The organism is Herbaspirillum sp. GW103 (assembly GCF_000261365.1).
Classification (GTDB): Bacteria; Pseudomonadota; Gammaproteobacteria; order Burkholderiales; family Burkholderiaceae_D; genus Herbaspirillum.
Map to the genome: position 1 here is coordinate 379,991 of NZ_AJVC01000004.1, position 22,257 is coordinate 402,247.

Consider the following 22,257-nt stretch of genomic DNA (forward strand, 5'->3'; position numbering starts at 1 on the left):
GCCGGATGCGTTTGACGGCATCCTCCGTGCGGGCTTGCGCAACAGTCTCAGCCCGGTACGCGCACCTGTACCTCGACGGCCTTTTCATCGAAGGCGATGCGGGTGGTGAACTTGGCGCGCTTCATGGGGAAGCGTGACTGGAAGTGACGCACATTGCCTGAGCCAGAAATCACACGTCTGACGAACTGGTAATAGGCATCCATGTCGATGACGTGCACGGCCAGGAAGTAGTCGTATTCGCCGGAGACGAAGTAGCACTGCATCACCTCGGCCTCCTTGGCCATGCGTTGCTCGAAGTCCTGCATGTGCTGGTCGGACTGGTTATTGAGCGAGATCTCGAGGAAGGCCAGCATGCCGTAGCCCAGCGCGAAGGGATCGACCATGGCCACTTCAGCGCTGATGATGCCGGCCTCGCGCAGTTCGCGGATGCGGCGCAGGCAGGTCGGTTGCGAGATGTGCAGCTTTTCAGCCAGTACCCGCGTGGAGATCTGGTTGTCCTTCTGCAGCATGTTGAGCAGTTTGCGATCCACCTTGTCGAGGGTGTGAAGTTTGGCAGCCATGGGACAGAGTCGAGGAAGATTGTTCAGGCCGGCCGCTCAAAAAAAACTTGGCTTGGCCGATTCTTATGTTGTACCGTCGCATTATTCAGAAAGTCGGAGACGAAAGCAAAGCGGTACGCCAGGTCGCCGCAACAGGGATCTGAATAAACTGTGTTGTGAGACAAAACATTAAAAGTGGTCAATCCAATCTACAGAGGAAAGTTATGAAACTCAAGTGCGCCATTATTCCATTAACCGCCGCTGTTGGTCTGGCATTCGCTGGCGCCGCGTATGCCCAGGAAGTGGTCAGGATCGCTCATGTGGGTCCGCTGTCCGGTCCTAACGCCCACATGGGCAAGGACAACGAGAACGGCGCGCGCATGGCGGTCGACGAATTGAACGCCAAGGGCTTCACCATTGGCGGCAAGAAGGTCAAGTTCGAGCTGCTGGGCGAAGATGATGCCTCCGATCCCAAGCAGGCCACTGCCGTGGCCACCAAGCTGGTCGACCAGAAGGTTGCTGCCGTGATCGGCCATCTGAACTCCGGCACCACCATTCCGGCCTCGAAGATCTACAGCGATGCCGGCATCCCGCAAGTATCGCCCTCGGCCACCAATCCAAAGTATACGCAGCAAGGCTTCAAGACCACTTTCCGCGTGGTCGCCAACGACGCGCAGCTGGGTGCCGCGCTGGGCAAGTATGCGGTGCAGAAGCTGGGCACCACGAAGATTGCCGTGATCGATGACCGCACCGCCTACGGCCAGGGCGTCGCCGAGGAATTCGCCAAGGGCGCCAAGGCCGCTGGCGGCAGCATCGTGGCAACCCAGTACACCAATGACAAGGCCACCGACTTCAATGCCATCCTGACCTCGATCAAGGGCAAGAAGCCGCAGGTGATCTTCTTTGGCGGCATGGACGCAGTGGGTGGCCCGATGCTGCGACAGATGAAGCAGCTGGGCATCGGCGCCAAGTTCATGGGCGGTGACGGTATCTGCACCGGCTCGCTGCCCGGCCTGGCCGGCGATGGACTGGGTGAAGACCAGGTGATCTGTGCCGAAGCCGGTGGCGTGGATGCCTCAGGCAAGAAGGGGATGGATGATTTCCGTGCGGCCTACAAGAAGAAGTTCGGCATTGACGTGGTCTACAACGCTGCCTATGCCTACGATGCCACCATGACCGTGGCAGACGCCATGGCCAAGGCCGGCTCCGCCGATCCCAAGAAATACCTGCCCGAGCTGGCCAAGATCAGCCACAAGGGCGTGACCGGTATAATCGCCTTTGATGCCAAGGGTGATATCAAGGATGGTTCGCTGACACTGTACACCTACAAGGGCGGCCAACGTACCGTGCTGGCGGTGACCAAGTAATAGCGAAGATCTTTTCTGGTGGCCGCTTTGCGGGATGGCCTCCAGCGCGAAGATGAGGCAGCGCCCCCGATGCAGATCGGGGGCGCTTTCTTTTGGTGGAAAAGTTTTTACCAGGTCGGGACGTGCTGACCGCGCTGCGCATATTGTTTTAATGATTTTCGCCATGTTCCGGTTTACTTAGTTTTTTCTCCTGCACATCCAGACCGGATACTTAGCCCCTGTCGTTCAGCTGGAGAGCGCCTTTTGCAGCGCCGCCTTGTTCATCGTCGAGCGGCCCTTGATGCCACGCGTGCGCGCTTGCGCATACAACTGCTTGTAGGTAGGGCCGCCGGAGCCGGTGTGTGAACGTAGCCCCCCTCGACGCGAGGCGGGCATATCTTGGGTGGACGTCTTGCTGGCCTTCTTGGATTCGCCGTGCTGGGCGCGTTCCTTGTTGACGGTGCGCGCGGCGATTTCCTCGGCACGTTGGATGCCGGTGCCACGTTTCATGGCGCCGGACTTGATGTGCTGGTACTGGCGTTCACGTTTTTTGCTCCATGCGGCTTGCGGCATGATGGCCTCCTCAGGCTGGCGCCCACCCATGGACAGGCGGACAGTGGATGGGGATCGACTGCTCAGAGAATTGTTTTCCCCAGGAAGAATTCATCTTCCCTCCCTCCCCTTGGACCCGCCATCCGATAGAGACTGAAAGCCCTGTAGGAAGAGGAGAACACGAACGCCTTGCCGATCTGCCCGGCCATTTCTGGAGCGCGGTGCAAGCGTGCGCATTGGTCATCCTTTCCCGGGTGCCTCGCGGCGGTGATGCCGACAGGAAACGTCACAAGGAAAATCATGAGACAACCTTTCTGTGCCTCATCAGTCCAACCGCTCATCACAAAACGGACGGGAGAAAAGAATGAAACGGATCACGGCGGCTTTTGGCGTGGTGCATGCGGTGATTGCGGTCTTGTTTGCGCTGGGTGCACTGGCATTGATCGCCATTGCTGCGCGCATGGGATTTGACGCGGTGACCGAAGGTCTGGGGCTGGTGCAGGCGCAGGCGCTGATCGAGGCCATTGGTATTCTGGCCGCAGCGGTGGTGGCATTTCAGATTGCCGAGACCATTACGGAAGAGGAGGTGGTCCGGGACGCCAACATCAGCGCGCCGACGCGGGTACGGCGGTTTCTGTCGCGGTTTTTCGTGGTGGTGATCGTGGCGCTGGCCATCGAGGGCCTGGTGATGACCTTTCGCGCCGCGCACGAGGAGGCCGCTGACATGATCTACGCCGCGGCGTTGCTGGTGGGGACAGGGGTGTTGCTGGCCTCCTGGGGCTATTTCATCTATTGCAACCGTTCGGCCGAAGAGCTGGAGCCGGACGCCATGGAAGAGGCCAAGGAAGAGGACAAGAAAATTGATGGGTGAGCGGTAGTAGCCAGTCCTGGCGGCCTGGGCCAGCGCGCAGCACGGGCCTGCCTCTTTGGGCAGGCCGGCTGAAAATTTCTGGCAGGGATCTGGATGAAGCCGAAATAACCCGTTATAATCGCGGACTTTTGCTGATGTAGCTCAGTTGGTAGAGCAACTGATTCGTAATCAGTAGGTCGACGGTTCGATTCCGCCCATCAGCACCAGAACAGAAGCGGCTTGCATCGATGCAGGCCGCTTTTTTTTTTTGCTCCGGAATTTCCAAATTTACTAGCTCATCACCAATAGCTACTCGTGTTTACGGGGCGTTGATCAACGTGATATAGGACTACTCCGTGATGAGACTCTCCCCCACAAGTTTTTCAACGAAAACTTGAAGAGCGCTCGCAGTTCAACCGTGGCTTTTTTCGCCAAAGCTGTGGTGGCCTGCTCCAAGGTCTTCTGGTAGTGAGCTACCCGGTTTTCCCGGCCCAAGCCAATTTGGAATTGCCTCGATTGGCAGGACCTTTCCTCCTTTCTTGGTGAACGCTTCCGGCTCATGGTAGTTCAAAGGTGATCGACGCTGCGCGTCCAGAAGACACACGACTGTGTGAAAATCATGCGGCGGATAACATCAAAGCTGTGACAAGCAGCAAAATTGCAATAATACAAATTTAAATGAAGCTCATCGGGGACATGTTCATGCACCTCTTACCTCGCTTTTTTTCGTTGTTGCGCACCTCCCTGAGCGTAGTATTGGCGCGATTTTCCTCAATCGCACTGTTTGCGCTCACGGCACGGATTTTTTCGCAACACGACAATGGACAGTTTATTTTCGCGATCACCTTGCCGCAATTGCTGACCCAGTTGGGAACGATTGGATGGCTCAATTTGATTCGCCGTGAAGTTGCTCGGCGTTCTGAAATATCACCGGTCATATTCAAAGGATTTATCCTTCGCTCTTTCCAGGTTCCGATGATTCCGGTGCTGTGCGCGGCTGTCGGCATGATCCTCTATGGTCTTGTGCGGGAGGAGGACAGGAGCCTTTACTTCTGTATCGCCACGGTGATAACTGTGTACGCGGTCGTAGCTATTTTGCGTGAATATCTTATTGCTCTTGGCATGCCGGCATTGAGCATCGCTGCCTCCGAGGTACTTCCGGTTGTTGTCACGGGCGGTGTCGTATGGCTCATTCAACCGGAGCGCGCGGCCCCTGCTGCTCTGGCGTTTCTTCTCGGGCTACTTGTGTCTTGCGCGATACAGATTCCGGTGGTCTTAAAGGCACTACGTCCCTATTTGAATGTGGCGCGTCCGACGTTCAATACGCGCGCATGGATACGCGCCGGAGGACTGTCTCTGCTCGGCTTTGGTGGAAGAGCCATTCTGGACAGGCTTGACACGCTAGTGCTGGCGACGCTTGGTCCGGCTGTACAATTTGCTCTGTACAACTCAGCACAACGGGCCACGGTTCTGTTGCTGGTGGCACCGACTGTACTGCTCCCGGTCTTTTCGCCCCACGTCAGCAAGGCTTCCGCTCGAGGAGACATCGCTTTGCTCCGTCGTGAAATGGCACTGCAGACGTTGCTTGTGACGCTGTGTGCGCTGCCTTTAGCGTGGCTATTGATGAAATATCCCGCCCAAATCATGGGCTTTCTGTTTGGAGCACGGTACGAAGATTCATCTCAATACCTCGGCCTTATTGTTTTCTCCCAAGTTCTCTTTGCCTTTTCTCTTCCTTGGAGCAATCTGATGTTGATGAGTGGTCGCGAAGCGATTTATGCCTATGCCCATTTGCTCGCACTAGTGGTTGTGCTTCCCCTTGCCATCGGTCTAGTAGGAACTTGGGGGGGATATGCAGTCGCATTGGCGTCTTTGATCTCCAATGTTTTACTGTTCGCCATATTTTTTGGGATCGGCATATATGGGCTCCTGCAACAAGATTCTGCGAATTTAGCTGCGAGGTTTTAGTGATTTTATTGAAGCTCATACTAATTTCGCTGTACATCCGGTCGTGGTTGAAATCCCGACATTCGCGCTTGGTTGAACCCAGCGATTTTTTCGTCCTGTCATTTCTATTGATCTACGTACCAGGCTTTATCTTTAATCCCAGCGGGCAAACGACACTCAACGGCTTGCATCTGCCTTCTGAAGCTGCAACCAGGGCAGAGATCGGTATGCTCATCATGCTTGCTGCTGGATCGACGGTATTTATCTTGCGTCGCTACGCAGAACGACGATTCGATTCTCTGACCCGACAGGTGCAGGAGATCTCCACTAAGCGGTCGGCATTGGTGATAGCAGGTATCGCTGCCTTGTGTCTGGCGGTGATGTTTTCACTTCTGATGATCAGTCCCGAATTCCGCAAGTTCAAGCTCGATATTCTCCGGTTCTTTAGCTTTCAGTTCGAGGGCAGTGATTATCGGAGACTTCGTAACGAGAGCTACTCGGATGGATGGATTATCGAAGGTATCCTCGCTCGTGCACGCTTCACTGTATTACCTATTTTGTTTTGTTTGGTCTTGTATCCACTGTTAGAAAAAAAGAGGCTGATCTTTGCTGCCGGACTGGCCGCATTGATATTCGTGGCTTTGCCTGCCTCGTTGTCGAAGTTGCCGATCTTTTTCTTCATCGGCTATGCGGTCATTCTGGGCGCTTGCCGATATCCGCGGTTTCTCGATATACGATTGCTCGCGGCAATGCTAGTAATAGCTACGGTCATCATCGTAACCATGCTGGTCGTACTTTACACGGCTCAATACCAGAGCGCCGTGATAAATGGTACGGTGCTTCCGCTGAACCTCGCAATCGAGCGCATTTGGGGCGAAACATACTCGGTGATCGTGCGATATTTCACTGTATATCCGGAGATGCTGTCTCATACGGGATTTAGTGGCATCAACCTTCTTGCTAAATTTTTTGGATTGCCCGCGCGACTTCCCGATATCGAAGTCGCGAAGGTACTGCTTGGTAACGATAGCGGAAGCAATCCGGGCGTTTATTTCTTAGGAGGATATGCGGCATTTGGCATGCCCGGACTGGTTGCTTATGCTCTGTTAGGGTCGTTACTGCTTTGGTCGCTGGATTTCCTCGGAAGGAAAATCAGGGTGGCATCATTGCGCGCGACCTATTTGGCAGTGGTCGGAATGAATCTAGTTTTTCTCAACCAAATTGCGTTGCATACAGCTTTAGTTACTTACGGCATTGCGTTAGTGCCGATAATTTTGCTCTGTCTTGATGTTCTAGTGCGTCGGATTGTGCGTGAAGAGAATTGTCAGGCGCATCGAAGTGCTTACAGTTAAGCCCCAATTCGACGTTCCGCCCCCCTGACCAACACGGTAACAGAAGCGGCCTGCAGCAATGCAGGCCGCTTTTTCTGGTTCAGTGTGAACTGTGCGTATCCTCTTCCCCTTGTCAAAACCCGTCCTGGAGAGGAGCGATCGTCAGGCTTTTGTCAGACAGCTTCTTGTGCGCCGCGTCATAATATCCCCCATGGAAAAAATCATTGTCTACATCATTCCCGTCTTCCTGCTGTTGATCGCCGTGGAATTCGCCTATGGCTACGTTCGCGACCGCAACACCTATCGTCTGTCCGACGTCATGGCCAGCCTGTCGCAAGGGATGATCAGCCAGTTGGTGGCGCTGCTCAGTCAGCTGTTCCAGGTCGGGCTGTATTCACTGGCTTACCGTGCACTGGCCATCTTCCCGGCGGCACGCTTCTGGCAAGGTGCGCTGGGCTGGATCGCGGCCATCTTGCTATTCGATTTCTTCGACTACTGGTTGCACCGGTTCGGCCACGAGAACGCATTGGGCTGGGCGGCTCACTCGGTGCATCACCAGAGCCAGGACTTCAATTTCTCCACGGCCTTGCGTCAAGAAAGTACCGTGGCACTGCTCGGCTGGGTGTTCTACCTGCCCATGGCGATCCTGGGCGTGGAGCCCGAGCAGTTCGCTATCGCCGGACTGGTGGTGCTGGCCTATCAATTCTGGATCCACACCGAACACATCGGCAAGCTGGGTTGGTTTGATCGCGTGTTTTCCTCACCCTCCAATCACCGGGTTCACCATGCAGTCAACGAGCAGTACCTCGACAAGAACTACGGTGGCATGCTGGTGATCTGGGACCGCATATTCGGTACCTTCGCCGAAGAAAAAGAGCAGGCGGTCTACGGCACGCGTACGCCCCTCAATAGCTGGGATCCGATCTGGGCAATCGTGTCCGGCTACTGGCAGATACTCCACAGTGCGGCAAAGATGCCACGCTGGCAGGACAAGCTGAAAATATGGTTCAAAGCCCCTGGCTGGCAGCCGCCAGGGATGGAAGCACATCGCCCATTCGACCTTGAACTCGCGCGCCGTCGCTATGATGTGCAGCTGCCGCGCGTGAGGCAGTGGTTGTCAGTACTACAGTTCCTGGCACTGCTGGCAGCTGCCTCGACTTTGCTGTGGAGGGCAGAGGAACAGTCCTACCTGCACCTGCTGGTGATCAGCACCGCCTTGCTCGCCTGTTTCTGGACGCTCGGTGCGTACATGCAGCGTCGCCTGGGCCTGGCCTTGGTGCTTGCCATTGATGTGACGGCGGCAGTGACAGCCTACGCCTTGCTCTGACGCGACGCCTCAGGCCGCAATGGAGATATCGAAGGAGACTACCGGTCAGCCTCATCCGCGATTTTCTGCGCAAGCTTGGACAAGCATCCATTGACGGCCGACTTGAAGCTCGGATCGTTGGCAACCATTACGCCGACAGGAGAGAGTTTGTAAGTCTCGCCTTCGGCAGTCTCAATCAAATGCGTGCCAAGCTTCCCGGAGAAAATGCACTGAATGCTGTCATCGTTCGTCGGAACCCGAACCGACAAGGCGATCCCTATTCCGAAAAATGCGCCCGCCATTGCCTGGCCCTTTCTGATGGGGAAAATGTCAATGACACGGAATTGATCAACTTGGAGAGTAAACGACCCCGGCTTCAGTCTCACCTCCAGAAGTGCGGCCAACTGCTTCAACGGCGGCGTAGAGAAACTGTCATCACCAAGATACCTGACCGCCTTTGCCCAGTCGGATGACTTGTAAACCTTGGTGTCAGCCGGACGATTATCGATCACATCGACCTTGGCAACTCTTGCAGAATCAATGGGGGCCAATTCGATATTGGTAGCGCATCCAACCAATAGACTGCCGAACAGGCACACGACGAGCAGGCGAAACGCGAGGGATCTCATTTTTGATTTAGATTTCGAAGAGCAATTCAAGAAAAGACTGGGCACTTACGCTGCCAGACCATACGCAATACATCGCAGTCACGAGAAACGCTGACGTCTCAAGCACTGGGGAGTGATTCCTCACCTCATTACTTCGTCCCCACGACTGCAGGCAGAGGCGCCTGGTAATGCGTTTTGGCGATCTCTTCTTGCCCGATACTGTTCGCGATTTCAGAAATCTGCCAGCTGTATTGCGTTCGCATCGTTGGCGTTGGCGAAAAATCCGTCAGGCGACTGTTGGCCTGCGAACGAAGGATCACGTATTTCGTCTGGCCTGCCTTGACATCGACGGTCACCGTTACGGGCTTGCCTGTGACGACGTCAGTGGTATAGAACTTCTTGCCCCAGGTATGCACAAACACATGAGCCCCCGGGGTGAGATCAAGCACGGAATAGCCGTTGTTATCCAGTTCGAAAGTCGGCGTACCATCCACACTGATCAGCGCCCGTACCACTCCCATGGCCCATAGATCCGGACGGTAGACATACACTCTGCCTTTGTCCACCGGGACGGGACCCGCGTCGCTGAACAAAGGGCCGGTAGCGGAACAAGAAGCCAGACATTGCAAACAGAAAAACCCGATCAGCAGACGGCGCAATGTGGCAAACAAGGTATTGAACCTGGCGACATTTCTTATCATTTTCTTCCCCCTATCTCCTTTGCGGAGATGTATTGATTTTTTATTTGTCCGCATCTTGCCGATCGCGGACGTCGCAAACTATATCAGCAAAGACTGCGGCGGTCATAACAACCGCAACCCCGTCCGCCGCACAAAGGCCGCATAATCCATCGGCGCTCCCACCTCGGTATCAGCGCGGTTGGCCTGCACATACGCCCAGGACCTGCCGTTGCTGGCGTCATACACCAGCTTGAAGAGTCGCGCAGGCACGGCAACGTGACCTCGTCCTATCGTGCTTGGCGCGGCATCGAACAGCGGTCCTGTGAAGACGAACACATCCCCGCGCGCGCGCATGGCGTACTTGCGCGTATCCCTTTCGATCTTGGACCAGGGGCCGGAATTGTGCTTCTGATTCTGCGGGACCATATTGGCCAATGAAAAACTCTGCGCCATCGACTCCGGCGTCGCCATGTCCCCGGCAGGCGCCATATGTCCGCGCGCGTAGCCCGATCCCCGGTAATCCTCCAGCTCCGCCCGCTCTGCGCGCGGCAGCCGCGACTCCGGATAGAACCGGTCCGTACGATGTTGCTCCCGGGCATGCACCAGGACTGAGCGATTCAGGCGCTCCACTACGACCAAGGGCGTCTTGGTCTGCGTGTTGTAGAGCACGGCAAAGGCGCTGAAACACAATTCCCGCAAGTGCGCGCCCGCAGGCAATTGCACGGGATGCGCGCCAGGGAAGAACTGCGGACATTGCGCAAAGCGAGTGACCGTGCGCCCCGATTCGGCCTGACGCGCAGGCGCAGGCGCGTCCTCGAGCGGCAGGTCGAGATGAGGCAGGCTCAATCGCTCCCGCCAGCCCTCGGTCAGCTGCGTGTTGATGACGCAACTGGCAATGCCGAAGACAACGAGCGTCGTACTGGTGAAGGAAATCAGAAAACGGCGGATGGATCCTGTGCGTTTCTGCTTGCTGTTTCTGGAGGTGGCGCGCTTGCGCGAGGCTGCCTTTTTCTGTCGTGTTGCCATAGCGGCCGAATGGTAACGCGCATCCACCATCCCTGCCAGCCCATCAGGAAATCTCCGATGGTTGTTTTTCTCCCGCTCCATACACTACGGCCTGAAGAGGTCATCTCCATTCAACCAGAAAAATGACCCTCCCGCTTGCGCCGAGATGGCGCTAGCCAAAGATCAACCCTTATTCAGCTTCCTGCTATGGCTCTTCTTGATTCGCTCTCGTTCTTCTCTCGTTTCAGAAGAAAAAAAGCAGACATGCTGGGACAACTCGCCGCAATTGACAAAGCGGTGGCCGTCATCGAGTTCACGCTCGACGGCAAGATCATCAAGGCCAACAAGAACTTCCTCGATCTCATGGGCTATTCGCTGGCCGAAATCAAAGGCCAGCATCATCGCATCTTCGTCGACGAGCAAGAGCGCAATGCTCCGGCCTATGCACAGTTCTGGCAGAAGCTCGGACGCGGCCAATTCGATCAGCGCCTCTATCGCCGCATCACGAAATCAGGCGCCGAGGTCTGGATTCAGGCAACCTACAACCCGATCATGGATGCCTGGGGACGTCCCTTCAAGATCGTCAAATATGCCCGCGATGTTACGCAGCAGCAACTGCAGCTAGCGGATTTCTCGGGGCAGATCACGGCAATCAACAAGGTACGCGCCGTCATCCAATTTGATGTGGAGGGCAATATCCTCCATGCCAACGACAACTTCCTGCGCGCCGTAGGCTATTCACTTGCAGAGATCCAGGGCAAGCATCACGCCATCTTCGTCGAACCTTCCGAGCGCGCTTCGCCGCAGTACAAGCAATTCTGGCAGCGGCTGGGCATGGGCGAATATGACGCGGGACTGTATCGGCGGGTCAAGAAAAATGGCGATGCCTTGTGGCTGCAGGCAAACTACAACCCCATCTTCGACATGAATGGACGGGTCTTCAAGGTCGTCAAATATGCCACCGACGTGACCGTCCAGACTCAAGCCACGCAGACCCTGCAGGCAGCGGTGAAGGGCCTGTCCGAAGCATTGAGCGCAGGATCGACCAGCGCGCAGCAGGCCAATCAGCTGGTCAAGTCCACCTCGACCGTCGTCGTGCAGGGCGGAGAAGTCATGAATGAGGTGGTACACAAGATGGCCGCGATCAATACCAGTGCGGTCAAGATTACCGAGATCATCGCCGTGATCGACGAAATCACCTTCCGCACCAACCTGCTGGCCCTCAATGCGGCCGTGGAAGCAGCCCGCGCGGGCGAGCACGGACGCGGATTTGCGGTGGTCGCCGGTGAAGTACGCGGCCTGGCGCAACGCACGGCGACCTCGGCCAGCGAAATCAAGACCCTCATCGGCGGCTCGGTCAATGAGGCCCGACAGGGCGCGGATCTGGTCAAGAACGCCGGCAAGACCATGAGCACCATGGTCGAGTCCATCAACAACATCAGCGAGATCATCGAGACCATCAGCACTTCCGCGCACAATCAGACCAACGAGATCGAGCACGTCAATGAAGCGGTGGGCCAGCTCCAGCTCTTGATGAAATGAACCTAAACCGGGACCAAAAAACAATCCGTGCGCTTGTATGGATCTTGTCTGCTGGACCCCGACGCACTGCCTTGGTTAGAATGCACACGTCACAGTTACGGAAACGGTGACTCACCTCTGCTACTTTCGGATTCGCAAAGCTGGCACCGGATTTTTCTTCCAGCGAATCGAATGGTCGACATCATGGATTGGGTTCCAATCGTCTTCATCATCTTCAAGCTTGCCGTGCTCGGCATTGGCATGTTCTACGCCATCAAATGGCACTACGACCAGGGCAAGAAGGGCAAGCAAGCCGAGCGCAACGCGGTCTTGCGCGCCAGCGGCAAGGTGGCGGCGCTGTTCGTGATCTCGCTGGTGGTCCTGGGCGTGGCAACGTTTCTCGTCTCCAGGATGCTTGGCCTGGAACTGAGCTTCTCCTAGGGTCGCCTGGCCAGCGCCAGCAGCGTGCCGAAGAAGACCATCATCGCGCCACTGATGCGGTTCATCCAGCGCAGGCCACGCGCATTCTGCATCAGCCCCTTGAGCCGCGTTCCCGCGTAGGCATAGGCCGCAATGGCCACCAGTTCCAGCACCAGGAAGATCGCGCCCAGAGTAAGAAAACTGGATAAATAATTTTCAGGCACCACGAACTGCGGGAAGAACGCAGTAAACACCAGGATGGCCTTGGGGTTGCCGATGGCCACCAAAAATTCCTTGCGGGCATGTTCGGTGATACTGCGCTGCAGCGGTTGAGCTCCCTGCCCGCTTACCTCGACCCTGGCGAAAATGAGCTTGCAACCCAGCCAGATCAGATACGCCGCCCCCAGCAGCTTGACCACCGTAAAGGCCATCTGCGAGGCCATCAGCAGAGCGCCCATGCCCACGGCGGCCACGCCGATCATCAGTGCAAACGCCACCAGGCGACCCGCTGCCGCCAGCAGTGCATGTCGCAGGCCATGGTGCGCGCCAATGGTGATGGACAGCAGATTGTTGGGGCCAAAGGCCATGTTCAGCGCGAAGCAGGAAGGAAGGAACAGCAACAGGCTTTCCGGAGACATCATGGGTCCTTGGCAAATGAGGGTGACACCGGGAGAACGTATCCCTATGGGTGAAACGCGTTCCAGCCACCGAGACGCTCATTCTAGCGGGCCGCACAACGACGCGCAGGTGAAGCACATATTCTTACACCGTCGTCAGCGAATCTTTCCCGTGAAACAGGAATTGACTGATGCAGATATTTCCATTTCGGTCACATAATCGCGATGCCGTTCGTTCTGATCTCAGGACGCAGCCAATCCACCCGGAGATCGCTTCATGAATCCGAGCAGTCGCGCTCGTACCCTGCTGATCGTTGAAGACAACAAGGATGTCAGAACCATTTTTGCGGAGGTCTTCCAGGGCGCAGGCTATCAGGTGCTGGAAGCCGGTAACGGCGAGGATGCGCTGGCGCTCATGGCCAGTACGGGGGCCCCGGTCGATGTGGTGCTCACCGATCTGCGCATGCCGGTGATGGATGGTTTCGAACTGGCGAGCCGGATCAAGGCCGATGTACGGTTCTCGACCATTCCGGTGGTATTGCTCAGCGCCACCCCCATGAGCAACTCCTGGCAGGCGTTGGGGGTGTTTGCAGCCCTGCTCACCAAACCCTGCTCATTCGAGCAACTGCTCACGACCATCGAGGCGGTGCAATGACAGCGGCACTTGCGCACCGCTCCCATGAACCTCACGAGATATCGCACTGCGCCTGGTCCGTTCTGGCAGGCGTAGGCCGCATGGCCGGCTTGCGCTTGAGTACTCGCCACAGGAACAGGCCCGACAAGGCCATGCCGACCACGACGTATGCCGCGTAGAACGCAGCGAGATAGCTGCCGTAGTGGAGAAGAAAATCAATCATGGCCATGTCCGCCTGCATTGGAAAGGTTGATGCGATGGCGTGATCTTATGTTTTATATAAATTCTGGAATATCAGGAAATTTCCTATCTGTATCGCACACACGTCATTGCTGAGCTATTGGATAGTCAACGATTTATTTTGGCCGGGAGATCACTGAGGCAACGGGGGGCGCCGACACATGTCTGAAGAGCCTCGATGAGGCCGTGGCCCGACCAGCCTGGCGTGATTATCCTGACCATTGCCGAGGTGAGAGACGACGACCGGGAGCGATTGTGCTGCCAGGCAAGCGCGCTGGTTCAGCGGATCTTGATTTCCACGAAGCGGTTGCGCGGCTCGGCCACGCCGCGTTTTTGCGGGACCCGGGGATCGCGCGCTCCCTTGCCGATGACCTCGATGCTCAGGGCCTTGACCTCTGCCCGCTGCAGCTCGCGCTCGATGAGGCGCGCGCGGCGCAGCGACAAGGCATCGTTGGTGGCATCACTGCCGATATTGTCGGCGTGACCGGTGAGAACAAATTCACCGGCCGGGAATTCCTTGATCTCGGCGATGGCCTTCTTGAGCAATTCTTGGGAGGGTGGCGTGAGGCGGTCCGTTCCCAGTTCGAACAACAAGTCGTAGCTGCGCGGGCGTGCCGGCAGGCTGCGCATGACCTCGGCGTAACGGCGCTCCACTTCAGCCGCCGACAGTGTCTGCACAGGCTCGGGCTTGCCTGCGCGCGTCTGGACAGCAGCGTAGGGAGAGGTCAGCGCGGTCTCACCGCTGGCAGTCTTGACCACGATGCTGCTGGCCGAACCATCGGGCTGCGGCAGCAGAACAAAACGCTCGCCGGGCCCGGCACAGGCTGCGAGCAGGACGACCAGCGCCATCAGGGCGCAGTTCGTCGACAAGGAGAGCAGTAGCTTATTCACCGGGCACCTCCACGATGAAATCGGTTCCACGAATGCCGATGGTAGCCGTCGGCGTGCTCAGCAACTGGTTCTCCGGGGTACGCTTGCCGATCAGTCCGGAGACGTAGCGCAGTGTACCCTTGGTAAGCCGCACGGCGATGTTTCCTTCGTCGGTCTTGTCGCTGTAGGCGAATCGTTCCAGCAGGAACTGGCTGTTGGGGCCGAGCGAGATGAGCGTGTCGTCACGCAGGGTGAAGCCGACCGAGCTGGCCGCAGCAGTCACGACGCGGTCTCCCGCATAGAGACGCTCACCAATGGCCAGTGGCCGGCTCTTGCCACTGCGCTCGGCGTGTACATCCCCTTGCAGTACCTTGACGATGCCGGCCTGGCTGGCTGTGCTCTCCTGTGCCGACGCATCGGCCTGACCCAGCAGCCAGATGCCGGCCAGCAGCACCCCACGCCATCTGCACAGCAGGCCCGCCTTCCCTGTGTTCGCCATCCCCATGCCATGTTCCCCCGAAATCGTGATGATGATCCGTCGGCCAGCACGACCAAACGAAGCGAGCTGGCGACGATGCCACTGCGCAATTTCACAGAAAATCATCCCTCCGGTCAACTTTTCTTTAGAACCCATTTCATCAACAGGCGTGAGTGCGAGCGAGTCCCGTTTGGGATGAAGTGCAAGGCGCGAGTGGGTCAAGACCGGACGTCTTGACACAAATTCGTCACGCGGCAATTCGCCCAAACCGGGCGCTCCCTCCGGGTTCTGGACCGAACGCATCTCACGCCTGTTGATGAAATGGGGTCTGGTTGACGTACATGCTGGAGTCTCAAGGAAGCAGCCTGCGATGCACTACCCCGGTGCCATCGCCATGGCACCGGGGTAGCGCATCGCAGGACGAAAAAAAACCGGTCAGGCAAATGACCGGTCTTTCAAGGGTGAGCACAACACCCGCCAAAGCGATGCAACTGCTCAGGCCGCCTTCTTGGCTTCCAGCATCGATTCTTCCAGAGCGATCAGGGATTCGATGGCGGCGATGAGCATGCCGATGCGATGACGGCGATAGATCAGGCGTTTTCTTGCACGATTGTTCATGTTTTCTCCAGCAGCCGGCGCGGTGCCAGCAGGTTGACGGGTTGGACCGCCCTCCCCGCACCACGAACTTCACATGGCTTGCCAGTGAGCATCCAGCGGGGCGGGCCAGCGGCCAAGGCCCGACATTATAGCCGAGTGCCCGCCATCGCCCGCTGCCGTACGGCCAGGGCCAGCACGACGCGCAACGCCGGCAGGCCGCAGAGCCATTGTCTTGGCGGTTTTTATATCCGATAATCGCGCCCATGAACGATACCGCACAACGCCCCGCCCTCCCCGATCGACTCAGCATCGATCCCCGCAGCCCGCATTACGATGCCGCCCTCTTCGAGCACGACATCGGCATCAAGCTCAACGACAAGGAATTGAACAACGTCAGCGAGTACTGCATCAGCGAAGGCTGGATCAAGATCCCCGCCGGTCGCGCCCTCGATCGCAAGGGCAATCCCATGCTGACCAAGCTCAAGGGCCGGGTCGAAGCTTTCTACCGCTGATCCTTCCCTGATCTGCCGGCAGCGCTCACGCGCGGCCATTTCCTCCCCGCATGCAGAAAGGCCCGCAGCATCACGCTGCGGGCCTTTGCTGTTGCCGCCCCGGCAAAGTCGCTTCAGGCCCTCAGCGCCATGCGTCCCACCCGGAAAACGGCCACCGCCTGCACCAGCTCGCGGGCCTGGTCCAGTGCTTCAGTCAGTTGCGGCAGCTTGGACATCACTGCGTGCTGTACATAAAACGGGGCGGCTTCGGCTTCCAGTGCCAGGCCGGAACTGTTGTCCATGCGGCTCTGGGGAGTATCTGAAAGAAAGATAAATCTGCCGGCCAGGCCTCATGTGCCACCGGAAGTCACAGCTACTCACCATAAGTCACGCGTGAGGCGCACGCCGGATGGAGAAAGGAAGATGAAAAGCGAGAGCGACACACCGCACCTCACCTGGCGCGGTCACCATCGGCGGGATTGGCGGTGTCGATGCGCAAATCGGTTTCGAAGCTCTGCAGTACGGCGCGCAGTTCACCGCGCTTCTGCATGGCTTCCAGCTGGGCGTTGATGCGGGGCAGCAGCTTCACGCAGGGGCTGGCGCGGCTCATGGCGATGTAATTGTCGCTCTCGCTGACGAAGGGGCGCAGGGGCATGAAGCGATCGGTCTGGCCGGTCTGGTTCAGGTAGATCATGCCGTTGTAGTAACCGGTAATGAGATAGTCGATCCGCCCTGAATCGAGCTTGGTGAAATTCATGTAAAACTTTTGCGCCGTCTCGATGGTGAGATGGTCGCGCAGGAATTCATCGAAGCCGCCACCAAACTGGTTGCCCAGCGTGATGGCGCCACGTTTGCCGACCAGGTCCTTCCAGCCCGCATAGGCGAAGTGCTTGTCGCGCGCCACGAATACCGCAATCGGATTGACAAACAGCGGCACCGAGGCAAAGGCCAGATATTGCTGGCGCTCCGGCGTGTTCTTGAGCGAGGACACCATGGCCACTTCGCCGCTCTCGGCTTCCTTGAGTACCCGATGGAAGGGGCCAACGTAGCGCACCTCGTAGGGGATGTTGAGCGCACTCAAGGCACGGGTGGCGATCTCGATGCTGGCCCCGGTCAGCCGCTTGCCGTCATACCAGTGCAAGGGGGCGTAATCGGAATCAGCCGAGATGACGACCTTGCTGCAATCGGCCGCCTGCACCGTCGGCGGCGCGGTCAGCGCCGTGAGCGCAGTGAGCACCGTAAAGACGGCCAGTGCCGTGGCGCAGGATGGTGTGTGCATGGTCCCCCCCTTTTCTTCTGCTTCATCACGCGGCCCTGAACAGGCGGTGCGAGCAAATCATGTCCGCTTCAGCATAACCCCGGTTGCGCCCCACGCCAAAACGCATTTCGCGCGTGGCGAGAGAGCAGCGCATTTTTGCCACAGCGATCTGGCCGTCACCTGTCGCAGATCAAGCGGCATGGTTGTCCACAGAACAAAGCCCCGATCCGATCATCTCCGCGGCAGCACACCTTCAGCGCGCCTTCAGCACATCCTCACACAAGCTCGCGCAGCAGCGCCGCCGTGCTGCCCCGGAGATGCGCGGCAATGACGCAACGATACGTCTTGTAACGAAACCGGGGGCGCGTGTCAGCTGGCACGCTGACAGGCACTGCGAAGGCAAGGACCTGGTCTGCTCGCATCCGAATGGAGCCTGAATTATTCAATGATGCGGCGCATTCACTGATGAGGTGAACTGCATTCACTTTTGCATCCATCCGGAAACCGGCATGTTTTGCCTGTGCCGCTCCAGCCCCACTGTCAGAGGCGCGCGAATCGTCCGACAAGAACATGCTGGCCTTTCCGACTGCCGCGCTGCGTCGGGATTCCTATGATGAAGCCAAGTTTTCACGCAATGCAGGCGACCCGCCAAGCTGCCGCGCCTGCTTCCAGGAAACGAAGGCCCCCCTGCGGATGCAAGCAAGCCCCGATCCGCCACTGAAGTCCCGACTGCATTCGGCAGCATCGAATGCGCAACCAAGGATAAAGGAGAACAGCCATGACCAAGACCTTCCTCACCGCCGCCGTGCTGGCCGCTGCCACCTTCGCCACGGGTGCCTATGCGCAGTCCTATGATCAGGACGGCAGTTCCATGCAGACCAGCCCGCAGCAGCAATATGACTCCACGTCGTCGCAGTCGCAGTACTACAACTACCAGGGCGACCAGACCAGCTCGCCGGCCGCCATGCAGGAAAGCGGCCAGAACGGCCAGTACATCGACCGCAAGAGCTATGAAGTGCCCAATGGTCGTCCCAACAACTACGCGCGTGAACTGAAGGATGGCCCGATGGGCACCTCTCCGGGGGCATGATCCTCGCTTCTCGCCTCGCCCCCGAAGCCCCGGCCCCGACCGGGGCTTTCTGCATGGGCGCCACCGACCGGCCCGGCATGCCGTAGAATCGCGCTTTTGCCGGCGCCTCTTCCTTGCGCCGGACACACCCGGTCCCGTAATGAATCCTCAACTTGTCGGCCGCGGCATCGGCTTGTCCGTGCTGGCCTCTTCCCTGTTCGCCTTTCTCTCCGGCTATACCCGTCTGCTGGCGCCACTGGATGGCACGGACATCTTTGCCTGGCGCATCCTCATTACCCTGCTGTGCGTGCTCGGCCTGCTGGCCTGGCGCGGAGAACTGCCGCGCCTGCGCGCGGCCATGGCCGAACTGCTGGCCAGTCCCTCGCGCGTGCTCCTGCTGCTGCTCATGGCGGCCTTGCTGGGCTTGCAGCAATGGCTCTTCCTGTGGGGCTCGGTCAATGGCCGGGCACTGGAAGTCTCGCTGGGCTATTTCATGCTGCCCCTGTCGATGGTGCTGGTGGGCCGCTTCCACTATGGCGAGAAGATGGACCTGCTGCAGCGCCTGGCGGTGCTGTGCGCCTGCATCGGCGTGGCGCATGAACTATGGATGACGCGCGCCTTCTCCTGGCCGACGCTGGCGGTGGCGCTGGGCTATCCGCCCTACTTCATCCTGCGTCGGCGCATCCGTCTGGATTCGATGCTCATTTTCGCGGTGGAACTGATGGTGCTGGCGCTGCCGTCGCTGGTCGCCCTCATCATGAGCCCGGCCTCGCTGCCCACCCTGCACACGCCGGCCATGTGGCTGCTGCTGCCCGGTCTGGGGATCCTGAGCATGATCGCCCTGACCAGCTACCTGCGTGCCGGCAAGCTGTTGCCCATGGGCCTGTTCGGCATCCTGGGCTACGTGGAACCGGTACTGCTGGTGCTGGTGGCCATGGCGGTGCTGGGCGAAAGCCTGCGACTGACGCAGCTGGGTACCTATGTGCCGATCTGGCTGTCGGTGGTACTGACGGCCCTGCACAGCGTCAGGCTGATGCGCCGACCTGCGGTGCAGAGCATGAATTGAGGGCATTTTCGTGGACTGATCGGGGCCAGTACGGCTGAGCCAGACCTTATACTGGCAGCCACGGTCGTCCTTGGGGAGGGCGCAGACCGGCAGGAGGGGGAGACATTACATGCGGCCAATGCTGGCAAAGGCAGGGCGGGTAGCGCGCCATTCGGTAGCGCGGCGGGCACGGCTGTTCGTCGTGCTGATCTGCCTGGCCATCGCTGCCGGTCACATCTGGCAAAGCCTGGCCGCACGCATGGTACAGCTGGACAACACCCGCATCTATTCGGGCAACATCGCCCGCACCCTGGCGCGCCATGCCTATGACGTGTTCCAGGCCACCCATGGCGCCCTGATCAACATCAGCGACCGCATCGACGAGACCGGTACCAACCACGCGCAGCTGCATGCCATGAGCCCCATCCTGCGCCGGCTGGCCAGCGAAATGCCGCAGCTCGACGGGCTCTACATCTTCGATGAGCACGGCAACCGGGTCGCCAGTTCCTCGCCGCCACGCGCGGCCGATGCCAACAATGCCGACCGCGAGTACTTCATCTATCAGCGCGATCACGACGATCCCGAACCGCACATCCATCCGACCTTGCTCAGCCGCAGTACCGACCAGTGGATCATCCCCATGTCGCGCCGCCTGAATCATCCCGATGGCCGCTTCGCCGGACTGCTGCTGGCGACCTTGCGGCTGGATCACTTCAATGCGCTCTACCAGACGGTGGAGATCGGGCGCGACAGCGCCATCCTGCTGCTGCTGCGCCCCGGCAAGGTACTCACGCGCCAGCCCTTCAATCCGGCCTTCGTCGACGTTGACCTGAGCCGCGATCCGGCCATCGGCCCGGTGCTGGCCAGTACCGGCAGCGGCCACGCACTGGTGCATTCACCGCTGGATGATATCGATCGCTACGTGTCCTGGCAGCCGGTGCAGGGTTTCCCGCTGCTGGTGACGGTGACCTCCACCCGTGATGAAGTCCTGGCCCCGTGGCGCCAGCAGACCATCGTCTATGGCGTGGCGGTATTGCTGCTGCTGATCATCATCGCCGTGTTCGGCTGGCGCCTGATCGGCCAGATCGAACTGCGCCTGGTCGCCGAAGACCGCGCGCTGCAAGTCATGGGCGAACTGCACCAGGCCAACCAGCGCCTGGAGCAGTTGGCGCACCAGGATGGCCTGACCGGCCTGGCCAACCGACGCCATCTCGATACCACGCTGGCAGCGGAGTTCCGGCGCGCGGCGCGCAGCGGGTCGGCGCTGTCGCTGATCATGATCGATGTGGATTTCTTCAAGCAGTACAACGACCTCTATGGCCACCAGGCTGGTGATGAATGCCTGCGCCGCATCGCGGAGGTTCTCAAGCAGCGCCAGCGCCGTCCGGGCGACCTTGCCGCGCGCTACGGCGGCGAGGAAATGGTCATGCTGCTGCCCGAGACCGATGCCGCCGGCGCCATGCAGGTGGCCGAGAAGATCCGGGCAGAGATCCAGGCGCTGGACCTGCCCCATCGCGGCAATCCAACCGGCGTGGTGACGGCCAGCGCCGGGGTCTGCGCCATGGAATTGCTGCGGCCTGATGAACGTACGGCGCAAGACCTGCTGGGCCGCGCCGATGCCGCGCTCTATGACGCCAAGCATGGCGGACGCAACCAGGTCAGGCTGGCCAGAACATAGACGGAGCCGCCGGCAGAAAAAATGCCGCCCGGCATATACCGGGCGGCATGGTTTGCGCATGATTTGCGCATGGTCTGCAACGCGCGCACCACGCGCCGCAGACTTACTCCTTGTGATACGAGGTCACGCGCTCGACTTCATTCTTCGACCCCAGGAACACGGCCACACGCTGGTGCAGCTTTTCCGGCTGGATGTCCATGATGCGCTGCTGGCCGTCGGTGGCGGCGCCACCGGCCTGCTCGACGATGAAGGCCATCGGGTTGGCTTCGTACATCAGGCGCAGCTTGCCCGGCTTGCCCGGCTCACGCGCATCGGCCGGGTACATGAAGATGCCGCCGCGGTTCAGGATGCGATGCACGTCGGCCACCATGGAGGCGATCCAGCGCATGTTGAAATCCTTGCCGCGCACACCGGTGGAACCGGCCAGCATTTCATCCACGTAGCGGGTGACCGGCGGGAACCAGTGACGCTGGTTGGAGGCGTTGATGGCGAATTCCTTGGTGTCTTCGGGAATCTTGATGTCCTTCTGGGTCAGCACCCAGGCGCCCATTTCACGGTCCAGCGTGAAGCAGTGCACGCCGTCGCCGGTGGTCAGCACCAGCACGGTCTGCGGGCCATAGACGGCATAGCCGGCGGCGACCTGCTTGGTGCCGGGCTGCATGAAGTCCTGCTCGGTCGGCTCGGTCATGCCTTCCGGGGCCTTCAGCACCGAGAAGATGGTACCGATGGAGACGTTGACGTCGATGTTGGAGGAGCCATCCAGCGGATCGAACATCAGCAGGTATTCGCCCTTGGGGTAGCGGTTGGGGATGCGGTGGATGGTCTCCATTTCTTCCGAGGCCATGGCCGCCAGGTGACCGCCCCATTCATTGGCTTCCAGCAGGATCTCGTTGGAGATCACGTCCAGCTTCTTCTGCACTTCACCCTGTACGTTTTCGCTGCCGGCGCTGCCCAGCACTTCGCCCAGCGCGCCCTTGCCCACGGCATGCGAGATCGACTTGCAGGCACGGCCGACGACTTCGATCAAGAGGCGCAGCTCGGACGGGATCTTGTTGTGCAGGCGCTGCTGCTCGATCAGGTGTTGCGTGAGGCTGATGCGTTTCATGGTGGTCTTCCTTGCAGTGGTTTTTATTTAATGAATCGGATGAATGAGTGAGGGATCATTTATCTGTCTG

Annotated in this window: 26 protein-coding genes and 1 tRNA gene; 13 read left to right on the plus strand and 14 right to left on the minus strand. The window is 58.8% G+C overall.

The window, feature by feature from the left end; genetic code table 11:
• Positions 1 to 47 precede the first annotated feature (47 nt).
• The gene (locus GWL_RS13860; protein WP_008331218.1) at positions 48 to 560 is read right to left on the minus strand and encodes an Lrp/AsnC family transcriptional regulator; all 513 of its coding nucleotides are present in this window, start codon (positions 558 to 560) and stop codon (positions 48 to 50) included.
• Between the two features lie 203 nt (positions 561 to 763).
• Between GWL_RS13860 and GWL_RS13865 the strand changes: the two genes are divergently transcribed.
• Entirely contained in the window at positions 764 to 1,906 is a 1,143-nt protein-coding gene (locus tag GWL_RS13865; RefSeq protein WP_008331219.1) for a branched-chain amino acid ABC transporter substrate-binding protein, read from the plus strand.
• Positions 1,907 to 2,131: 225 nt separating this feature from the next.
• On the opposite strand, the gene GWL_RS13870 is transcribed toward GWL_RS13865, so the two are convergent.
• Positions 2,132 to 2,458: a hypothetical protein gene (locus GWL_RS13870; protein ID WP_008331220.1), complete on the minus strand. Its 327-nt coding sequence runs from the start codon at positions 2,456 to 2,458 to the stop codon at positions 2,132 to 2,134.
• 343 nt (positions 2,459 to 2,801) lie between these two features.
• Between GWL_RS13870 and GWL_RS13880 the strand changes: the two genes are divergently transcribed.
• The 5 genes from GWL_RS13880 to GWL_RS13900 all read left to right on the plus strand — a co-directional run bounded on the left by GWL_RS13880 (position 2,802) and on the right by GWL_RS13900 (position 7,892).
• Positions 2,802 to 3,308, plus strand: coding sequence for a hypothetical protein (locus GWL_RS13880; RefSeq protein ID WP_008331221.1), 507 nt, complete (start codon positions 2,802 to 2,804; stop codon positions 3,306 to 3,308).
• A gap of 130 nt (positions 3,309 to 3,438) precedes the next feature.
• Positions 3,439 to 3,514: transfer RNA gene (locus GWL_RS13885), tRNA-Thr, on the plus strand.
• Between the two features lie 451 nt (positions 3,515 to 3,965).
• Positions 3,966 to 5,255 (plus strand): lipopolysaccharide biosynthesis protein, encoded by a 1,290-nt coding sequence (locus GWL_RS13890; RefSeq protein WP_034350842.1) that lies wholly within the window; start codon positions 3,966 to 3,968, stop codon positions 5,253 to 5,255.
• 68 nt (positions 5,256 to 5,323) lie between these two features.
• On the plus strand, positions 5,324 to 6,586 hold the full coding sequence (locus GWL_RS13895; protein ID WP_157174246.1) for a hypothetical protein: 1,263 nt from the start codon (positions 5,324 to 5,326) through the stop codon (positions 6,584 to 6,586).
• 190 nt (positions 6,587 to 6,776) lie between these two features.
• Positions 6,777 to 7,892 (plus strand): sterol desaturase family protein, encoded by a 1,116-nt coding sequence (locus GWL_RS13900; protein ID WP_008331224.1) that lies wholly within the window; start codon positions 6,777 to 6,779, stop codon positions 7,890 to 7,892.
• Between the two features lie 38 nt (positions 7,893 to 7,930).
• On the opposite strand, the gene GWL_RS13905 is transcribed toward GWL_RS13900, so the two are convergent.
• From GWL_RS13905 to GWL_RS13915, 3 genes are all read right to left on the minus strand, one after another.
• Complete coding sequence (locus tag GWL_RS13905) at positions 7,931 to 8,500, minus strand: hypothetical protein (RefSeq protein WP_034350847.1); 570 nt, start codon at positions 8,498 to 8,500, stop codon at positions 7,931 to 7,933.
• A 128-nt stretch (positions 8,501 to 8,628) separates the two neighbouring features.
• Positions 8,629 to 9,150, minus strand: a complete 522-nt coding sequence (locus GWL_RS22765) for a DUF2846 domain-containing protein (RefSeq protein WP_157174247.1) — start codon at positions 9,148 to 9,150, stop codon at positions 8,629 to 8,631.
• 132 nt (positions 9,151 to 9,282) lie between these two features.
• The gene (locus tag GWL_RS13915) at positions 9,283 to 10,185 is read right to left on the minus strand and encodes a DNA/RNA non-specific endonuclease (protein ID WP_034351192.1); all 903 of its coding nucleotides are present in this window, start codon (positions 10,183 to 10,185) and stop codon (positions 9,283 to 9,285) included.
• A 243-nt stretch (positions 10,186 to 10,428) separates the two neighbouring features.
• On the opposite strand from GWL_RS13915, the gene GWL_RS24095 reads away from it, so the two are divergent.
• The gene (locus GWL_RS24095) at positions 10,429 to 11,706 is read left to right on the plus strand and encodes a PAS domain-containing methyl-accepting chemotaxis protein (protein WP_008331228.1); all 1,278 of its coding nucleotides are present in this window, start codon (positions 10,429 to 10,431) and stop codon (positions 11,704 to 11,706) included.
• 183 nt (positions 11,707 to 11,889) lie between these two features.
• Positions 11,890 to 12,126 carry a hypothetical protein gene (locus GWL_RS13925; protein WP_034351194.1) on the plus strand — a complete coding sequence of 79 codons (237 nt, stop codon included), beginning with the start codon at positions 11,890 to 11,892 and terminating at the stop codon, positions 12,124 to 12,126.
• Here GWL_RS13925 and GWL_RS13930 read toward each other — a convergent pair.
• Complete coding sequence (locus tag GWL_RS13930; protein WP_008331230.1) at positions 12,123 to 12,743, minus strand: LysE family translocator; 621 nt, start codon at positions 12,741 to 12,743, stop codon at positions 12,123 to 12,125. The genes GWL_RS13925 and GWL_RS13930 overlap by 4 nt on opposite strands.
• Before the next feature lie 256 nt (positions 12,744 to 12,999).
• Between GWL_RS13930 and GWL_RS13935 the strand changes: the two genes are divergently transcribed.
• A complete protein-coding gene (locus GWL_RS13935; RefSeq protein WP_008331232.1) occupies positions 13,000 to 13,377 on the plus strand; it encodes a response regulator in 378 nt (125 codons plus the stop codon).
• Positions 13,378 to 13,408: 31 nt separating this feature from the next.
• Here the strand turns inward: GWL_RS13935 and GWL_RS13940 are convergent, their stop codons facing one another.
• The 4 genes from GWL_RS13940 to GWL_RS24045 all read right to left on the minus strand — a co-directional run bounded on the left by GWL_RS13940 (position 13,409) and on the right by GWL_RS24045 (position 15,562).
• A complete protein-coding gene (locus GWL_RS13940; protein ID WP_008331236.1) occupies positions 13,409 to 13,585 on the minus strand; it encodes a hypothetical protein in 177 nt (58 codons plus the stop codon).
• A gap of 290 nt (positions 13,586 to 13,875) precedes the next feature.
• Positions 13,876 to 14,487 carry an OmpA family protein gene (locus tag GWL_RS13945; protein ID WP_237713573.1) on the minus strand — a complete coding sequence of 204 codons (612 nt, stop codon included), beginning with the start codon at positions 14,485 to 14,487 and terminating at the stop codon, positions 13,876 to 13,878.
• Entirely contained in the window at positions 14,480 to 14,965 is a 486-nt protein-coding gene (locus GWL_RS13950) for a FecR domain-containing protein (protein WP_237713574.1), read from the minus strand. The genes GWL_RS13945 and GWL_RS13950 overlap by 8 nt, the downstream gene beginning before the upstream one ends.
• A gap of 474 nt (positions 14,966 to 15,439) precedes the next feature.
• Positions 15,440 to 15,562, minus strand: coding sequence for a hypothetical protein (locus GWL_RS24045; protein WP_008331242.1), 123 nt, complete (start codon positions 15,560 to 15,562; stop codon positions 15,440 to 15,442).
• Positions 15,563 to 15,804: 242 nt separating this feature from the next.
• Here GWL_RS24045 and GWL_RS13955 point away from each other — a divergent pair, with 242 nt between their 5' ends.
• Positions 15,805 to 16,053: a DUF3297 family protein gene (locus GWL_RS13955; RefSeq protein ID WP_008331244.1), complete on the plus strand. Its 249-nt coding sequence runs from the start codon at positions 15,805 to 15,807 to the stop codon at positions 16,051 to 16,053.
• Positions 16,054 to 16,166: 113 nt separating this feature from the next.
• Here the strand turns inward: GWL_RS13955 and GWL_RS23420 are convergent, their stop codons facing one another.
• From GWL_RS23420 to GWL_RS13965, 3 genes are all read right to left on the minus strand, one after another.
• Positions 16,167 to 16,334, minus strand: coding sequence for a hypothetical protein (locus GWL_RS23420; RefSeq protein WP_008331247.1), 168 nt, complete (start codon positions 16,332 to 16,334; stop codon positions 16,167 to 16,169).
• Positions 16,335 to 16,483: 149 nt separating this feature from the next.
• The gene (locus tag GWL_RS13960) at positions 16,484 to 17,311 is read right to left on the minus strand and encodes an ABC transporter substrate-binding protein (protein ID WP_008331248.1); all 828 of its coding nucleotides are present in this window, start codon (positions 17,309 to 17,311) and stop codon (positions 16,484 to 16,486) included.
• Between the two features lie 254 nt (positions 17,312 to 17,565).
• A complete protein-coding gene (locus tag GWL_RS13965) occupies positions 17,566 to 17,862 on the minus strand; it encodes a hypothetical protein (RefSeq protein WP_034350849.1) in 297 nt (98 codons plus the stop codon).
• A 206-nt stretch (positions 17,863 to 18,068) separates the two neighbouring features.
• On the opposite strand from GWL_RS13965, the gene GWL_RS13970 reads away from it, so the two are divergent.
• The 3 genes from GWL_RS13970 to GWL_RS13980 all read left to right on the plus strand — a co-directional run bounded on the left by GWL_RS13970 (position 18,069) and on the right by GWL_RS13980 (position 21,082).
• Positions 18,069 to 18,380, plus strand: coding sequence for a hypothetical protein (locus GWL_RS13970; RefSeq protein WP_008331249.1), 312 nt, complete (start codon positions 18,069 to 18,071; stop codon positions 18,378 to 18,380).
• Positions 18,381 to 18,519: 139 nt separating this feature from the next.
• Positions 18,520 to 19,425, plus strand: a complete 906-nt coding sequence (gene rarD / locus GWL_RS13975; RefSeq protein ID WP_008331250.1) for an EamA family transporter RarD — start codon at positions 18,520 to 18,522, stop codon at positions 19,423 to 19,425.
• A gap of 118 nt (positions 19,426 to 19,543) precedes the next feature.
• The gene (locus tag GWL_RS13980) at positions 19,544 to 21,082 is read left to right on the plus strand and encodes a sensor domain-containing diguanylate cyclase (protein WP_008331251.1); all 1,539 of its coding nucleotides are present in this window, start codon (positions 19,544 to 19,546) and stop codon (positions 21,080 to 21,082) included.
• A gap of 103 nt (positions 21,083 to 21,185) precedes the next feature.
• Here the strand turns inward: GWL_RS13980 and GWL_RS13985 are convergent, their stop codons facing one another.
• A complete protein-coding gene (locus tag GWL_RS13985) occupies positions 21,186 to 22,187 on the minus strand; it encodes a class 1 fructose-bisphosphatase (RefSeq protein WP_008331252.1) in 1,002 nt (333 codons plus the stop codon).
• Positions 22,188 to 22,257: the final 70 nt, after the last annotated feature.

Excerpts from the sequence above, each read along its gene's own strand:
- GWL_RS13860 (WP_008331218.1), bottom strand. The coding sequence starts at position 560 with ATGGCTGCCAAACTTCACACCCTCGACAAGGTGGATCGCAAACTGCTC.
- GWL_RS13865 (WP_008331219.1), top strand. The coding sequence starts at position 764 with ATGAAACTCAAGTGCGCCATTATTCCATTAACCGCCGCTGTTGGTCTG.
- GWL_RS13870 (WP_008331220.1), bottom strand. The coding sequence starts at position 2,458 with ATGCCGCAAGCCGCATGGAGCAAAAAACGTGAACGCCAGTACCAGCAC.
- GWL_RS13880 (WP_008331221.1), top strand. The coding sequence starts at position 2,802 with ATGAAACGGATCACGGCGGCTTTTGGCGTGGTGCATGCGGTGATTGCG.
- GWL_RS13890 (WP_034350842.1), top strand. The coding sequence starts at position 3,966 with ATGAAGCTCATCGGGGACATGTTCATGCACCTCTTACCTCGCTTTTTT.
- GWL_RS13900 (WP_008331224.1), top strand. The coding sequence starts at position 6,777 with ATGGAAAAAATCATTGTCTACATCATTCCCGTCTTCCTGCTGTTGATC.
- GWL_RS13905 (WP_034350847.1), bottom strand. The coding sequence starts at position 8,500 with ATGAGATCCCTCGCGTTTCGCCTGCTCGTCGTGTGCCTGTTCGGCAGT.
- GWL_RS13915 (WP_034351192.1), bottom strand. The coding sequence starts at position 10,185 with ATGGCAACACGACAGAAAAAGGCAGCCTCGCGCAAGCGCGCCACCTCC.
- GWL_RS24095 (WP_008331228.1), top strand. The coding sequence starts at position 10,429 with ATGCTGGGACAACTCGCCGCAATTGACAAAGCGGTGGCCGTCATCGAG.
- GWL_RS13925 (WP_034351194.1), top strand. The coding sequence starts at position 11,890 with ATGGATTGGGTTCCAATCGTCTTCATCATCTTCAAGCTTGCCGTGCTC.
- GWL_RS13930 (WP_008331230.1), bottom strand. The coding sequence starts at position 12,743 with ATGTCTCCGGAAAGCCTGTTGCTGTTCCTTCCTTCCTGCTTCGCGCTG.
- GWL_RS13935 (WP_008331232.1), top strand. The coding sequence starts at position 13,000 with ATGAATCCGAGCAGTCGCGCTCGTACCCTGCTGATCGTTGAAGACAAC.
- GWL_RS13940 (WP_008331236.1), bottom strand. The coding sequence starts at position 13,585 with ATGGCCATGATTGATTTTCTTCTCCACTACGGCAGCTATCTCGCTGCG.
- GWL_RS13950 (WP_237713574.1), bottom strand. The coding sequence starts at position 14,965 with ATGGCGAACACAGGGAAGGCGGGCCTGCTGTGCAGATGGCGTGGGGTG.
- GWL_RS24045 (WP_008331242.1), bottom strand. The coding sequence starts at position 15,562 with ATGAACAATCGTGCAAGAAAACGCCTGATCTATCGCCGTCATCGCATC.
- GWL_RS13955 (WP_008331244.1), top strand. The coding sequence starts at position 15,805 with ATGAACGATACCGCACAACGCCCCGCCCTCCCCGATCGACTCAGCATC.
- GWL_RS23420 (WP_008331247.1), bottom strand. The coding sequence starts at position 16,334 with ATGGACAACAGTTCCGGCCTGGCACTGGAAGCCGAAGCCGCCCCGTTT.
- GWL_RS13960 (WP_008331248.1), bottom strand. The coding sequence starts at position 17,311 with ATGCACACACCATCCTGCGCCACGGCACTGGCCGTCTTTACGGTGCTC.
- GWL_RS13965 (WP_034350849.1), bottom strand. The coding sequence starts at position 17,862 with ATGTTCTTGTCGGACGATTCGCGCGCCTCTGACAGTGGGGCTGGAGCG.
- GWL_RS13970 (WP_008331249.1), top strand. The coding sequence starts at position 18,069 with ATGACCAAGACCTTCCTCACCGCCGCCGTGCTGGCCGCTGCCACCTTC.
- rarD (WP_008331250.1), top strand. The coding sequence starts at position 18,520 with ATGAATCCTCAACTTGTCGGCCGCGGCATCGGCTTGTCCGTGCTGGCC.
- GWL_RS13980 (WP_008331251.1), top strand. The coding sequence starts at position 19,544 with ATGCTGGCAAAGGCAGGGCGGGTAGCGCGCCATTCGGTAGCGCGGCGG.
- GWL_RS13985 (WP_008331252.1), bottom strand. The coding sequence starts at position 22,187 with ATGAAACGCATCAGCCTCACGCAACACCTGATCGAGCAGCAGCGCCTG.